Genomic DNA, 14,599 nt, shown 5'->3' on the forward strand with positions numbered 1-14,599 from the left:
CAACGCATGGGGTCAGCGGCGCGTGGGCTGCGGTGTCGACGGGGTGGGCGCTGGGGGAGGGGCCGGTGCCGGGAAAGGCCCGCTCGGGTATAGGGACGTGGCTGTCATCATGTAGTTGGCCCACTGTGGGCCCGCGATCATGTAGCCATCCAAGGACTTGTAGAACTTGCCGTTGATGGTGACGTTTTGCCCGGCCCGCTGCTGGCCCGCCGTCGTGTCCCCGAAGAACGACGCCGTTGCAAGAGTTGTGGTGTAGCCGGCCACCCAGGTGGCGCCGTTGTTATTGGACGTGCCTGTTTTTGCCGCCACCGGAGCCTGACTTTGAACCTTGGGTTCGATGTAAACGCCCGAGCCCATTTTGAGAACATCCTGCAGGACGGCATTGACGCCCCGCGCCACGGCTGGCTTCACTGCCTCCCTGCACTCAGGGGTCTGGGCTTGGAACTGGCGTCCTTGGGCATCGCTGATCTCGGTGATGGCGATGGGCTTGCAGTAGGTGCCGTCGTTGGCGAAGGTGGCGTAGGCGCTCGCCAGGACCACAGGGGCCACTCCAATGGAGCCAAGGAGATTGCCGATCTGGTGCATGTTGACCGGTGCGTTGTCCAAGCCGCTGTGCAGGCCCACGGTGTCCACCATTTTTTGGATCCCGCAGAAATCCAATTGGGCTGCGGTGGCGAAAGTGGCCGTGTTGATGGAGTTGTAAAGGCCGTAGTTGATGGGCATTGGCCGGTAGTAGCCGGCGTCGTTGTTTTGCAGGTCGTCATCGGCGCCAAGGTTCTGGGCTTTCTGCGCGGTGCTGTAACCCCCAAGGACCCTGCCGCAGCTCGAACGCCACGGGAAACCGACTGGATAGACCCGGCGGGATGCGTCAACAACTGCAGTGGGATTCTTGCCTTCATTGAGCCATTCGGCGTAGATGAACGGTTTCATGGTGGAACCGGGCTGGAAGCCGCCTGCGCCATTGAGGTCGTAGCCGTTCTCGTCTTTGGCATCGACGTTGAAGTTCAGTTGGGTATCGTATTTTCCTTCCTGGGGAACGAACACCGTGTTTTGGGCCATCGCAAGGATCTTGCCTGTGCCCGGCTGGACGGTGCTCATCGCGGCGCCCCATTTATCCGGGTTGTCGCCAGCGGAGGCGTCAACTTGCTCCTGCGCGGCGTTCTGGAGCCGGCTGTCCAAGGTGGTGGTGATGGTCAATCCGCCACGGTAGAGGAAGCGTTCACGTTCCTCCACGGTGTCACCGTAGGCCTCGTCGTTAAGGATGAGGTGGGAGACGTAGTCACAGAAGTAGGTGGCAAACGAGGTACCCGCGCAACCTTGCAGGGACGGGGTGACGTCGAGCTCAAGGGGAGAGGCTACAGCGACGCCGTGATCCACAGCCGTGATCTTGCCCTGTGCCAGCATCCGGTCCAGCACCAGGTTGCGCCGGTTGAGTGCAGCCTGAGGATCCACAATGGGGTCGTAAATGCTGGGGCCATTGACCAGACCAGCCAGGAGGGCTGCTTGCGGCAGGGTCAGGTCCATCGCGGAGGTGCTGAAGAAATAGCGGGATGCAGCCTCGATGCCGTAGGCGTTCCGGTTGAAGAACACGATGTTCAGGTATCCCTCCAGAATCTGATCCTTGCTGAACCGCTTCTCCAGCTCAAGTGCGAGCTTTACTTCGCGCAGTTTGTCACCCACGGTCTTCTGCCCGCTGAGCACTACATCCTCAGGTCGCCCCTCGGATAAGCGGGACTCGTTGAGCACATTGGTGACGTACTGCTGCGTCAAGGTGGAGGCGCCTTGCCGGGTGCCCTGTGTCAGGTTGGAACTCAGCGCCCGCATGATGCCTTGGGCGTCCACGCCCGCGTGCTCGTAGAAGCGGTTGTCCTCAATGGCGATGATCGCTTCGCGGATGAACGGGGACATCTCCTCCAGCGGGACCTTTACCCGGTTCTCCGCATAGAAGGTGGCAATGAGCTGCCCGTCCGCGGAGACCACGGTGCTGGAAAGCGAAGGTGAATCAACGTTCAGCTCGCTCGGCAAACTTTGATAGAACCCCAGGGAACCGCCCACGGTGGTGCTGGTGAAAGCAACCACGGGTGCCAGGAATCCTGTGATCAGAACTCCGCAGAGGGTGCTCACGAAGAAGAACCCGAAGATCCTCAAAAGGACCTTGCCAAGACCTATCTTTGGACCCTTGTTCCGCGCCATTTTCGTGCCAATCCGTAGGGATAACCCGGCTGAAAAGTAGCTATAGAATACGTCCGGCAAAGCTGCGCGGCTACGGGTTGGGCGCCCGAATATGGTCCCAAATAGGACTCAATCCAGCGGCAGAGTGACCCTCACACTGGTGCCCCGCCCAACCGCGGAGTCGATGTCTACTGTCCCGCCGGCGTCGTGTACTGCTATGGACATCAGAAGCAATCCGAATCCGTGCCTGCGGCCGCTGGGCGCGGCGTGGATTTCGAAACCGCAGCCGTCGTCCGTGATGGTGAGCTGGATGCCGTGGTAGACGGCGTTGAGTCGGACCGTGAGCTCGCTGGCATTGGCGTAATTGAGGGTGTTGCTGAAGGTCTCCTGAGCCACGTGATACAGGAGGGCGGCGGCTGAGGAGGAGATCTCGATGCCGTGGTGCGGGGTGTGCCAATGGACGGTGACGCCCTCGCGCCGAAGCGGTGCAGCAAGCCGGTCGATGCATCCGGCGACACCCAGCGCATAGAAATCCACGGGGTGCTGGTCCTGGATGATGCCTTTGATGGCTATCACCTCGGTGAGTGCTGATGCCTGTTCCATTGCTTCCCCCACATCGTTGTGTTTCATACTGGAAATTCGTTGCCGAAGCCCCTGTGTATTGGTTCTTCGTGCTTCCAGCGTGGCGCTGCTATATCAAGGAAGCTTTTCGATTGGCTCAAGTTCGCATCAAGTTTGCGGGAGCCTTAAGGGGGACGGCCTGCCCGTGTGGAGGCTCGACGGCGGCACGTCGCTTACCGTCGTCGAGCCCTGTTGCGAAGCTACGCGCTCTCGGGCTGCTTCAGTACCAGCAGGCTGTCCGCGTTCCGATCGCACTGCAGCACGCCCTCATGGACGGTGAGTTCGGCAACGAGCACCGATGACCGCCGGCTCTCGACAGTCGGGTGGCTCGCACCGGCGCGGCTGGGGTGCGTGAAGTAGAAGATCCATCCGCGGCCATGGTTGACAACCACGTCTGCGTGGAGGCCCGGCCCCACATCATCGGTCCGTGCGAAGGTGTCGCCGATGGCTGCGTCCAGGATGACCCCTTGTTTCTCCCATGAATCGAGATCGTCAGAGCGGTACACTTCCTGGCCGGACCACGTGTCGACGATCATCCAGTACCAGCCGCCCAGGCCGAAAACGTTGGCCCCTTCGTGGCCCGAGGGTGTGGTCAGTACGTGGCCCCGGACCTTCCAATCGAAGAGGTTGTCGCTGTCCGCCGCCCAGGTTTCCGAGCCTTGCACCTCGTCCTTAAACCACATGCGGAATCCGCCGCCGGGGAGTGGGTGCACGCAGGCGTCGATGACCCGGTTGGAGCTCAGCGGAACTAATCCGTGGTGGGTCCATGCCAGAAGGTCCGGGCTGGTGTAGTGGTGGATTTCCATGGAATGCGGATTGCCGTGGGCGGGGATGCCGCGGATGTAGCTGACGTACATGTGGAAAGTGCCCGCGTGCTCGAAGACTTCGGGTGCCCAGAAAGTGTTGTGGCCCCATTCGAAGTCAAGGCCCTCAAGGGTTCCGCGGTAGTCCCAGTGTGTGCCGTCCGTGGATGATGCAACTCCGAGCTTGGAACCGTAGAGCCAGCTGAGTCCGTCCTCGAACGGGACCGTGGTGCGGCGGTTGGTGTAGATCATCCACCAGGCCTGCTCGCGCGGGTTGTAGATGACGGTGGGATCTGCGGCACCGTCCTCGATGGGGTCCCTGAAGAGTGGTGACTTCACCGGGGATTGGGTTTGGTTGCTCACGTAGTTCCTTGCTGATGGGCTGTGTTAGCGCTAACAAATTAAACCTAAGCAACACTCTGAAACACGTCAATGGGGGACTGGTCCGAAATCCAGTCCCCCATTGTCTGACTTACCAGCGGCCGCCGCCACCACCGGGACCTTGGGCCTGCGTGTACTGGCCCGCGGTCGCGGTGCCTTGTTCTTCTGCGCCGTCGATGGAGCCTGTGGTGACGCCGGCTTCCGTGTCAGCACTGCCTCCCGTGTACACCGTGTACGTCGCACCGTCGGTGATCGCGGCGGAGGAGAACACCAGGGATGCGATGGTTTTGGTGGTCACGAATGTCACCACCACCGCTCCCGTGGCGTCGACGATGTGCACAGGCGTGCCGGAAGACACCGAAGAGTCGAAGGTCAACTGCACACCGGACTGCGTGGAAGAGGTACCCGGGGTCACCGCCATTCCGGCACTGCCTGCCGCTGCTACGGTGCCGCCGGTCACGGTCAGTTCACCGTTCACATCCAAGGCCCCGTTGCCGTCGTTGGTGGGGCCGTTGACCACCACGGTCCCGCCGGAAATGCTGGCGTTGCCGTTGGAGTCCAGGCCGTCACCTTCTGAGTTGATGGTGAGGTTTCCGCCGGAGACGTCCACGGTGTAGTCGCCAACGGTCTCCCCGCCGCCCATGCCGCCACCCATTGGACCTCCGCCGCCTGCCGTGCCCGCATCGGTACTGGTCGAAGAGCCACCCGAGGCGTTCACGCCGTCGTCGTTCGCTGTGACGGTGACGTCGCCGCCGGAGACCACAATGTGCTGCGCTTCCAGTCCTTCCTCCGACTCGGCCACGGTGACTGTTCCGCCGGAAACGGTGAGGGTGTTGAACGCCTTCACGCCGTCGTCGCCCGCGTTGACTGTCAACGAGCCGCCGCTGACCAACAGCCACCCCCGCCCCTCGTCGGTGTCGTTGTCTGCCTTCACGCCGTCACCGCCTGCGGTCACCTGGTACGCGCCGTCCAGCAGCACTGTGTAGTCCTTGCCGCGAATGCCGTCGTCCACGGCGTCCACGGTGACCTTGCCGGCAGCCATCACCAGGCCGTCCTTGGAAACGATGCCGTCGTTGGATTTCCCGTTGACGGTGAGGGCACCGGTCCCGGCGATGGTCAGGTCCGCCATGGAGTAGAGGGCTGCGTTGGGGGAGTCCTCGCCCTGGTCGGCGTAGGTGGTGGCATCCATTAACGTGTTGGTGCTGCCCTCGTCCAAGTACACGATCGCTTCGTCGGCGCTCTGCACTACAAACGGCGAGCCGGTGGAGTTGCCCAGTTCCACGCCGTCCAGAATGATGCGAACCGTATCCTCCTCACCGGCTGCAACCACGATCTGCCCGTCGCTCAGCGAGCCGCTGAGGCGGTACGTTCCCGCGGCGCTGATGGTGACGGTGTTGCCGTCTACAGCCACGCCGGTGGAGGACGACGACGTCACTTTACTGCCGCCGTCGGACAGGCTGATTGCCACTTCCGTTGCGGCGTCCCACGTGAGGTCGTCGCTGTCGTAGTGGGTGTCTTCTTCAATGGTCCCGGCCGTTACGGCCTGCTGGGTGGTGCTGGTTGACGTGCCGGTGGTGCCGGTGGACGTTGAGCTGGTGGCGGCCGTGGAGCAGCCGGCCAAGGAAATGGCCAGGGCGACGGCGGCAACGGAAAGGGAAGTGCGGAAGGAGCGCATAGTGGATTCCTAAGTCTGTGGAGGGAATGTCAGTGGAGGGGGCGCAGGGGCATCCTGCGTCGAAGGGTTTGATTCCAGCGGTTGGCCGGAAGCTCGGGGTGGAGTGCGGCCATGCCGGTGGCGAACTTGGAGATGCGGCAAGGCCGGACGCCGTGTGCCCACAGGTGCTTGTCCAAAGGGCCGGGCGCTGAGCCGGACTTCGTCTCCACCACCACCGCGTTGTCCAAAACCCAGGGATGGCCGTCTGGGCTTTGCCACGTGACGTCGGAGTCGATGGTCGCGCGGCTTCCGGACTCGGGGAGGAAGAGTGTGGTGCGGTCGTAGCGGGTGGAAAGCACCGGCTCCAGCGGTCCGATGCTCATGTCACCGATGGCCGCGGCCAGCGTCTCATTCACGTAGGCCAGGCCCTCTTCCGTGAGCCGGTCGCGGTCGCCCATCTCATAGGGGATGCGCTCCTTGACGGTGGCCTCGCGAGCGCCTTCGGTCTTCACTTCCAGGAAGCTGACCGCGCTGTCCAGGTAGGTGCGGGTACGGATCTTGAACCGCCTTCGCCTGCCGTGCGCGGCGAGCATGTAGCTGTCCAACTCGGCGGTGTCGAAGTACACGGAGTCGTAAGCGAACGTGCGGTTCCCTTCCATGTCCAAGACCCGGGCCTCGGAGCTGAAGGTGCTCAGGACCTTGCGTGCCGTTGCCGAAGGAACCAGATACTTTCGGTCCACCCGGGTCAGCAGGGCGGCTTCGGTAGTGAGTTCTTCAAGCCCGACGGCGGGAAGCTGGCTCAGTTGCGGGATGATCGGTTCGGCGTCGATGCGGCTCATGCGACACCGGCCGAGGTGGGTACGGATTGCTGGGTGTGCTGGGGTGCTGGCTGAGCGGAGTGAGCCGGCTGAACCGGCTGCGCGGACTGGGCCGGGAGTTCCTCCGGAGCCGGGGTCAACGCACCGGCTGGTTGGTTGAAGCCAAGCTGGGCGTGCCGCGGCTGGGATAGGTCCTCATGGAGGGGCCGCACCGCGTATCGTACGTCCACGATCGTTTTGTCGTTCACCAGGTCCAGTTCCTGAATGGTGGCCGAGTGGACAGTGCCGTGGAGGACTTCTTCCAGCCGGGCGTAGAGCTCGGGTTCGTTGTTGATGGCCCGGTCCAGCACCACCACCTGGTGGCGGTAGGCCGGGAGGACCCGGGGGTTGTCGCCGACGAACATCACCAGCAGGACCAACGCCATGAGGGACAGCGTCAGCCAGAGAGGTTCGACGCCGATGCCTGCGATCAAGCCCAGCGCCAACGCCGAGAAGTAGTAGGCCACCTCGTGCTGGGCCAGTTCCGTGGACCGGAGCCGAATGATGGAGAGAACACCAAACAAACCCAGCCCCAAGCCAACGCCTGCGGCCGAACCGGACAATGCCGTGGCGACTGCCAGGACGCCGACGTTCATGCCCAGGTAAGAAACAACCAGGTCGCGGCGCCTGTGCCGGCGGAGGTAGAGGGCAAGCGTCAAAATGGTGATGGCGGCCAGGTCTGCCGCGATGAGGATGATGGTGTTCATCGGTTACTCCGGAATCTCTTGGGGGATTGATCTCCACTTTTCCCGGCCATGCTGTGCTGAAACTGTGCCGGGACCAAGGCTGGGATATGTGTTTCGACCACGGTCGGTTCCAATGGTTTGGGCCCTGTTGTTTGGGCGGCGTGAACCGTTGACGCGGCATGTCCCTTGCGCGCAAACAGGAAGCGCTGTTGTACTGCATAGCTGACTCCCAGCAGCGTCATCTCGGTGGCAAGCTTGGCCAGCACGTCTGGAACGGCGAGGGAGGTGAGGGTCCACATAGCGGCGTAGTTTGCGGACAGGAGGACCACAACCAGCGCAACGTATCCTGTGGCGGCGGCGCGGAACGAGGTGTCCCTGCCGTGCTCAAAGACCATCCGGCGGTTGATGAGGAAATTCACCGTGGCACTGACCAGACGGGCTCCCACCACCGCCAGAAGCAGCGAGTCCGTGAGCGCGCTGAAGATCAGGAACATCACCAGGTCCACCACGAATGCGGACAGCGAGGACCCCAGGAACTTCAGCAGCGGGGCGTAGATCCTGATGGAGTCGGCGATGGGCCGGAAATGCGAGCCCGAATTGTGGTCCAGGTAGACGGTTGCGATCTCCACTGTGACGATGCCGTAGCCGGCTTGCTTCGACTCGAGCAGCAGGTTCAGCTCGTACTCGTAGCGTTCGCCGCGCACGGTCAGCAACCACGGGAGCATGTCAGCCCGGTACCCGCGGAGGCCGGTTTGCGTGTCCGTGATCCCTTGGCCGGTGGCGAGCCTGAACAGACCCCGGGTCACTGTATTGCCGAATCGGCTCCGGGCCGGGACGTTACCTGTGAAGTTCCGGCAACCGAGCACCATGGCCCCCGCTACGCCGCGAACCCGGTCCGCCACAGCCAGGATGTCGGCCACGCCGTGTTGGCCGTCGCTGTCCGCGCACACCACGTTGTGGCCGGGAAAACGCTCTGCGATGAAGGCAAAGCCACTCTTGAGCGCGTGGCCTTTTCCGCCGTTCACGTCGTAACTGAGCAGGTGGCACCCAAGCCGCGAAACGGCGTCGAACGTTTCCTGATAGTCCGGCCCTGAACCGTCATCCACCACCACCATGGTGAGCCACGGGTCAGCCGTCTGGAGGTTCCGCACAAGCGTGATGAGCTGGTGGTCCGGCTCGTAGGCCGGTATCAGGATGATCATGACTGGGCGATGTAGAGGATGTCCGAGGTGCCGCGCTCTTTGTTGTCGCCGAGCGGGTTGTTCACCAGGGAGCCGTTGAAGTACATGGTGGAGGAGCCGCCGCCGTCCACGTTGTACGCGGTGGTGGCGCCCAGGTCCTTCATGATCTGGGCCAGGCCGGACATGGTGACGCCGGAGCTGTAGCCGGGGCTGCGGCCATCCACCACCACGAACACCAGGTGGTTCTCATCGATGACACCTACAGCGGTGCGCGGCTGTTCGCCCTGGATGGAGTGGTTGCCGAAGTTCGTATCAACCTCCACGTCCTCGATGCCGGACGCGATCTGACCGTTGTCCAGCAGCGACGGCCCGAACGAGAGCGTGTTCCACACGCCGTCCGCGATGAGCTGATCAGCGGTAGTTGTGGTCTCGTCGTAAACCTTGACCGTGCCGTCCTTGTAGAACGCCAAGCCCTGCCGCGCGCCCTCGTCCCGGTACACCACGCCGTTACGGATCACGATGCCGGTGTCCCGGAAGCCGTAATAGTCGCCGTTGATCGCGAAAATGGCGTTATGGTCCTCGGCGATCGCGGATGTAGTTTCGGTGATGTTCTCGCCGTACGTGTCCTCGGCAAACGCCGACTTCAGCGTGGTGGCATCATCAAGCACGACGTCGGCAACGTAGTACGTCACGGTGTCGTCACCGGTGCCTGTGGTCACCGTGGAGATGGTGACCCCCGTGTCCCCGGAGGCGTAGGACGTATCGGTGACCACGGCGCTCGCCGACGTTTCTGCGGAAGCCTCATCCGCCGTCGTTGTTGTTGTGGTGCCGGCCTGGCTCGCCTCGTATTCGGAGACGTTGGTGATCTCAGCGTGTGGGACCACAAACCGGTCCAGGGCCCAGGCGGCGGCACCCCCGGCAGAGAGAGTGACCGCCAGAACGGCGGAGATCACGGCGCGCCGTGTCCGGCCGCCCTTACGGTGTTCAGTCTGTGGAGAAGTCATGCCTCATTTCTACGGAGCGAGGCTACGCCGGAGGTTTGCCCAAGATATGCGGGGGCTGTGAAGTTTCAGGTTTGCTGTGGCCCGCCTCCAGAGCTGCCTGTTCAATGCGTGCACGGTGGGCTGCCCATTCTTCCGTGGTCCGGCTGGGGATGTTCGGATCCCCAGGCCTCTGCCCCATGGAGCCGTCAATGAGTTCGCGGATGATGTCCGCGTGCCCAGCGTGCCGGGCTGTCTCAACACACATGTGAACCAGAATCTGGTGCAGCGTCACGTTCTTCTTTTCCTCCGACCACCATGGCACCGCACCCGGCGCATCCAAGGGGAGGGATCTGATGGTTTCATCGCTGTGTTTGGCGGAGAAATAATGGAGATCCAGGATTTCCTCGCGGCTCTCCGTTGCCGGAACCCACATGTCCGAATCCGGTTCGGCATCATCGGCCAACCAGGGCAGGTCGCGCCCGCTAGGCCTGCCGAAGACTTCCCCGAAATACCCCAACTCCACGCTGGCTACGTGTTTTACCAGGCCCAGCAGGTTGGTCCCCGTGGGCGTCATGGGCCTCCGGGCATCGTATTCACTGAGGCCATCCAATTTCCCCAGCAGGTCCGCCCTGCGGAGTCGCAAATAAGTGAGCAGCGTGGCTTTGTCATCCATGGGTGCACTCTACCCAAGTCCCACACCAGCCCCATCCGCCCCCGCGCGACTTCGCCGGAGCAGTGCGACTTCGCCGGAGAGCTCCAGCGGTCTCGCACACCTCCAGCGGTCAAGCACGTTTCCGGCGAAGTCGCTTGCGGCAGCGGAACGCCAATGCCACAGTGAACCATGGCCACAGAAGAGGATGTCAGGAGAATCTGCCTGGACATGCCGGGCGTCAGCGAACGCCTGAGTTGGGGGCAGCCGGCATGGTTTGCCAAGTCCCTCATGGCACGGATCTGGGAAGAGGGGGTTGTCACGGTCAAGACTGATGAACGCGAGGCGCTCGCAGCCATGGAACCGGATACCTTCTTCTGGACCCCGCATCACGAGCAATCCCCGAAGCTCCTGCTGGTCCGGCTCGAGCAAATCGAGACGGACGAGCTCGATGAACTGCTCCAGGAGTCGTACAGAATCGCCGGCGCCCCCGCCAAACCCAACTAGGTCGCATACTAGACTCGGGCACATGGGGGACAACAACACACTTGGGGAACACAACACACCGCGGCCTGCACGCAGAGTCTCTGCCGTCGTCGTGCCTTTGCTGGGCTTGATCGCCGTGATCGTGGGGGTGGTGGTGGCGTGGAACAACCAGAGCACGGACTTCGGCTGGTTCGCCTATGCGCCGCTGAGCGAGACAGTGTTCATCGGGAACGGCGCGGCCATGGTCAGCCAAGGGACGCAGCTCGGGCTCGCCGTGACAGTCCTGGGCCTGTTGGTCCTCGCGTTCTGGGCCGGGCTCGCTGTGGGCCGCCGTCGCTGAGTTCGCCGGAAAACGACGAAATCGCCGGAGAGCTCCAGCGAACTGGCAGCTTTCCGGCGATCTCGGCGCAAGCATGCAACAGACCTAGGTGAGCTTCACCTGGCGGTTCATGTCTTTGTACAGCAGGTAACGGAACTCGCCCGGACCACCCGCGTAGCAAGCCTGCGGGCAGAAAGCACGCAGCCACATGAAGTCGCCGGCCTCCACCTCAACCCAGTCGTTGTTGAGCAAGTACATGGCCTTGCCCTCCAGGACGTACAGGCCGTGCTCCATGACGTGCGTCTCCGGGAAGGGGATCACACCGCCGGGCTGGAACGTGACGATGTTGACCTGCATGTCGTGGGCGAGGTCGCTGGAGTCCGTGAAGCGCGTGGTCTTCCAGACGTCGTCGGTGTCCGGCATGGAGGTGGGCTCCACGTCCTTCTCGTTGGTGACGAAGGACTTGGCTTCGAAACCTTCAAGCCGCTCGTAGGCCTTGCGGATCCAGTGGAAGGAAACGATGTCGTTGGACACGTTCTCCAGGCCCCACTCTGAACCGGCGGCCAGGTAGGCGTACCCGCCCTCTTCAAGGTGGTGCAGCTCGCCGTCGAGGGTCAGGTTGACCTGGCCCTTGGTCACGAAAATGACGCCTTCCACACCGGACTCGAACTCGGCCTTGGGTGCGCCGCCACCCGGGGCGATCTCAACGATCAGCTGGGAGAACGTGGTGGCGAAGCCGGAGATTGGCCGTGCGATGATCCACGAGCGCGTGTTGGAGAAGCCCGGCAGGTTGCTGGTGACGATGTCCGTCATGACGCCCTTGGGGATCACCGTGTAAGCCTCGGTGACGATCGCCCGTTCGGTGGTCAGCTGCGTCTGCGGCGGCAGGCCGCCCTGAGGGTAGTAGTACTTGCCCATTCGAGTTGCTCCTATCAGTGGGAAGTCGGTTGTGCGAGCCGCGGGTGCGCCAGCGCGGTCAGCTGTGAAAGTTCGACGCCGGCAAGCGCCTTGACCTCGTCGGTCCCCACTGCGCCACACTGGACGCCGCGGAGGACGAAGCCGGCCAACGCGCGGGCCGTGGCGGGCTCGTCCATGACGCCGCCTTCGGTGCGCTCCACGTAGTTACGGAGGCGCAGGGCTGCGGCGGGCAGGCCTTCGCGGTAGAAAGCGTACGACGCCGAGAAGCGGCTGGGCAGTTGCGCGGCGTGGAGGTCCCAGCCCTGGTAGTAGCCGTTTTCCAGTGAGCGGCGGACCAAGCGGCCATGCAGCTTCCAGGCGTCTTCAACAGCGTCACCCACGGGGATGATGTTGGTGGAACCGTCGGACAGGCGGATGCCCGTGCCGGCGACAGCGAGCTGCATGACTTCCTTGGCGAAGTCGGCCACCGGATGCTCCATGGACTGGTATTCCGCGGAAATTCCGAGCGAAGCGCTGTAGTCGTAGGTCCCGTAGTGCAGGGCGCTGATGCGGCCCGAAACGACGTGGGGGAGCTGTGCCACAGGGGAGGTTCCGTCAGCGCCGATGATGAGCTGGGGTGTTTCCACCTGCACCTCAAAACGGAGCCGGCCGGCGGGAAGCCCGTGGACTTCCTCAAGGCGGGACACTGCGAAGTCCATGGCCTGCACCTGGGCCACGGTGGTGACCTTGGGCAAGGTAAGGATCAGCCCTGCGGGGAGCTCCCCGGCGGCAGCCAACGTGGAGACGAAGAGGTCCAGCGTCCGCAGGCCACGGGCCCGAGTGGGGGCTTCGAAGCACTTGAAGCGGATGCCGATGAACGGCGGAGCTGTTCCGGCCGCAACTGCAGCGGCAACAGCCTGGGCGGCAGCAACGGCGTCGGCGTCTTCTGCCTCGTCGCCGCGGTCTCCGTAGCCGTCCTCGAAGTCCAAACGCAGGTCCTCGATCGGTTCGGCCGAAAGCTTCGCAGCTACACGCTCCGCAACCGCGGAAGCCAGGTGAGACTCCTGGCCCAACAGCTGACCGAGCTTTTCCAGACCACCGTGGGCCTCCGCCGTCGTCAGCGCCTGGGCGCCCCAGTCCGCCACGAAGGTGGGCGTGAAGCGATCGGCCGGGATGTAGACGGTGTGGATGGGCTGGCGCGAGCCGTCGTCGCCGGGGTAGTTGCGGTCCAGCAACTGGTCGGTCGCTTCAAGCTGCGACTCGATGTGGGCCAGGTCTGCGGGCGTCAAGGAACTCATCAGCCCACCAACTCATACGCCGGAGTGGTGAGGAAGTCCGTGTAATCGTCGGACAAGCAGATGTCCTCGATCAGCTTGGACGCAGGCTCGTAGTACTTTGCGAAGTTCTCGTCGCCGAATTCAATGCGCAGGCGTTCGGTTTCCTCGCCCAGGATCCTGGTCACCAGTTCGCGGGTAACAGTGTTGCCCGTGTCCGCCAGGATGGACTTGTTCCGCAACTGCTGCCAGACCTGCGAGCGGGAGATCTCCGCCGTCGCGGCGTCTTCCATCAGGTTATGGATGGCAACGGCGCCGCTGCCGGAAATCCACACACCGGTGTAGGCGACCGCGACGTACAGGTTCAGGCGCAGGCCTGCCTCGGTGACGGTGCCGCCAGCGGAGGCGACGTCGATCAGCTGCTCAGCGGTGACGTTCACCTCGGGGCGCTGCTTGTCCAGCTGATTGGGTCGGTCGCCCAGCACGGAGTCGAAGACTTCGCGACAAGTGGGAACCAGGTCCGGGTGGGCAACCCAGGAGCCGTCGAAGCCATCGTTCGCTTCGCGGGTCTTGTCGGCGCGGACCTTGTCGAAGGCTGCGGCGGTGACATCCGGCTGCTTGCGGTTGGGGATGACGGCGGCCATGCCACCCATGGCGAAGGCGCCGCGCTTGTGGCAGGTCTTGACCAGGAGTTCGGTGTAGGCGCGCATGAACGGTGCCGTCATGGCCACGGTGGCGCGATCCGGGAGCACGAACTCTTCGCCGGCATCACGGAAGTACTTGATGATGCTGAAGAGGTAGTCCCAGCGGCCGGCGTTCAGGCCGCTTGCGTGGTCACGCAGTTCGTACAGGATCTCGTCCATTTCGAACGCTGCCGGGATGGTCTCGATCAGCACGGTGGCGCGGACGCTGCCCTGGGGAACGCCGAGGTAGTCCTGTGCGAACACGAAGACGTCATTCCACAAGCGGGCCTCAAGGTGGCTCTCCATCTTGGGGAGGTAGTAGTACGGGCCGTGACCGTTTTCGAGCAACTGCTTGGCGATGTGGAAGAAGTGCAGGCCGAAGTCCACCAGCGCACCCACGGCGGGGGCGCCGTCGAGCAGTACATGGCTTTCCTCCATGTGCCAGCCGCGGGGGCGGGCCACCACAACTGCCAGGGGAGCGTCCGTGCGGAGACGGTATTCCTTGCCCTCGGGGGAGGTAAAGCTCAAAGTGCCCCGGGCGGCGTCGCGGAGGTTGAGGATCGCGTCAACAACGTTGGACCAGGTGGGCGTGCTGGCGTCTTCGAGGTCAGCCAGCCACACCTTGGCGCCGGAGTTCAGCGCGTTGATGGCCATCTTGGCCGGGGTGGCCGGTCCCGTCATCTCAACACGGCGGTCCTGCAAAGCTGCCGGTGCTTCGGCAACCTTCCAGTCGCCGTCGCGGATGTCCTGGGTCTCCGGGAGGAAATCAAGGCGGGAGGTGTCCGCGACCTGCTGGCGCTTGGCCTTGCGGGCCTGCAGAAGGTCATTGCGGGTGCCGGCAAAGCGGGTGTGCAGTTCTTCGATGAAGGCCAGTGCCTCCGGGGTGAGGATCTCCTCGGCGCGATCGATCGGCCGGGGATCAGTGACTGTAATAGCCATGTGAGCGGATTCCT

Annotated in this window: 14 protein-coding genes; 2 read left to right on the forward strand and 12 right to left on the reverse strand. The window is 63.3% G+C overall.

Annotated features, from left to right (window positions below):
- Nucleotides 1-12 precede the first annotated feature (12 nt).
- From MOD31_RS08625 to MOD31_RS08665, 9 genes are all read right to left on the reverse strand, one after another.
- The gene (locus tag MOD31_RS08625; RefSeq protein ID WP_250820352.1) at nt 13-2,193 is read right to left on the reverse strand and encodes a transglycosylase domain-containing protein; all 2,181 of its coding nucleotides are present in this window, start codon (nt 2,191-2,193) and stop codon (nt 13-15) included.
- Nucleotides 2,194-2,301: 108 nt separating this feature from the next.
- Entirely contained in the window at nt 2,302-2,802 is a 501-nt protein-coding gene (locus MOD31_RS08630) for a sensor histidine kinase (protein WP_165450172.1), read from the reverse strand.
- Between the two features lie 191 nt (nt 2,803-2,993).
- A complete protein-coding gene (locus MOD31_RS08635) occupies nt 2,994-3,959 on the reverse strand; it encodes a hypothetical protein (protein WP_250820353.1) in 966 nt (321 codons plus the stop codon).
- Nucleotides 3,960-4,068: 109 nt separating this feature from the next.
- A complete protein-coding gene (locus tag MOD31_RS08640; RefSeq protein ID WP_250820354.1) occupies nt 4,069-5,652 on the reverse strand; it encodes a carbohydrate-binding domain-containing protein in 1,584 nt (527 codons plus the stop codon).
- 29 nt (nt 5,653-5,681) lie between these two features.
- Nucleotides 5,682-6,470, reverse strand: a complete 789-nt coding sequence (locus MOD31_RS08645) for a polyphosphate polymerase domain-containing protein (RefSeq protein ID WP_250820355.1) — start codon at nt 6,468-6,470, stop codon at nt 5,682-5,684.
- Nucleotides 6,467-7,195 (reverse strand): DUF4956 domain-containing protein, encoded by a 729-nt coding sequence (locus tag MOD31_RS08650; RefSeq protein ID WP_166842397.1) that lies wholly within the window; start codon nt 7,193-7,195, stop codon nt 6,467-6,469. The genes MOD31_RS08645 and MOD31_RS08650 overlap by 4 nt, the downstream gene beginning before the upstream one ends.
- Nucleotides 7,192-8,376, reverse strand: coding sequence for a bifunctional glycosyltransferase family 2/GtrA family protein (locus MOD31_RS08655; protein ID WP_250820356.1), 1,185 nt, complete (start codon nt 8,374-8,376; stop codon nt 7,192-7,194). The genes MOD31_RS08650 and MOD31_RS08655 overlap by 4 nt, the downstream gene beginning before the upstream one ends.
- Nucleotides 8,373-9,359, reverse strand: a complete 987-nt coding sequence (locus MOD31_RS08660) for a phosphodiester glycosidase family protein (RefSeq protein WP_250820357.1) — start codon at nt 9,357-9,359, stop codon at nt 8,373-8,375. The genes MOD31_RS08655 and MOD31_RS08660 overlap by 4 nt, the downstream gene beginning before the upstream one ends.
- Before the next feature lie 22 nt (nt 9,360-9,381).
- Nucleotides 9,382-10,011, reverse strand: a complete 630-nt coding sequence (locus MOD31_RS08665) for a DinB family protein (RefSeq protein ID WP_250820358.1) — start codon at nt 10,009-10,011, stop codon at nt 9,382-9,384.
- A gap of 168 nt (nt 10,012-10,179) precedes the next feature.
- Between MOD31_RS08665 and MOD31_RS08670 the strand changes: the two genes are divergently transcribed.
- Both MOD31_RS08670 and MOD31_RS08675 read left to right on the forward strand, forming a co-directional pair.
- A complete protein-coding gene (locus MOD31_RS08670) occupies nt 10,180-10,494 on the forward strand; it encodes an MmcQ/YjbR family DNA-binding protein (RefSeq protein ID WP_250820359.1) in 315 nt (104 codons plus the stop codon).
- Nucleotides 10,495-10,516: 22 nt separating this feature from the next.
- Nucleotides 10,517-10,813 (forward strand): hypothetical protein, encoded by a 297-nt coding sequence (locus tag MOD31_RS08675; protein ID WP_250820360.1) that lies wholly within the window; start codon nt 10,517-10,519, stop codon nt 10,811-10,813.
- Nucleotides 10,814-10,897: 84 nt separating this feature from the next.
- Here MOD31_RS08675 and MOD31_RS08680 read toward each other — a convergent pair whose 3' ends face one another.
- From MOD31_RS08680 to aceB, 3 genes are read right to left on the reverse strand one after another with little or no spacing between them, the layout of a single operon-like run.
- Complete coding sequence (locus MOD31_RS08680; RefSeq protein WP_223940885.1) at nt 10,898-11,710, reverse strand: bifunctional allantoicase/(S)-ureidoglycine aminohydrolase; 813 nt, start codon at nt 11,708-11,710, stop codon at nt 10,898-10,900.
- 14 nt (nt 11,711-11,724) lie between these two features.
- Nucleotides 11,725-12,987: an aldolase gene (locus MOD31_RS08685; protein ID WP_250820361.1), complete on the reverse strand. Its 1,263-nt coding sequence runs from the start codon at nt 12,985-12,987 to the stop codon at nt 11,725-11,727.
- Nucleotides 12,987-14,585 carry a malate synthase A gene (gene aceB / locus MOD31_RS08690; protein ID WP_223940883.1) on the reverse strand — a complete coding sequence of 533 codons (1,599 nt, stop codon included), beginning with the start codon at nt 14,583-14,585 and terminating at the stop codon, nt 12,987-12,989. The genes MOD31_RS08685 and aceB overlap by 1 nt, the downstream gene beginning before the upstream one ends.
- Nucleotides 14,586-14,599: the final 14 nt, after the last annotated feature.

Origin of the sequence: Paenarthrobacter sp. TYUT067 (assembly GCF_023656375.1) — a bacterium.
Classification (GTDB): Bacteria; Actinomycetota; Actinomycetes; order Actinomycetales; family Micrococcaceae; genus Arthrobacter.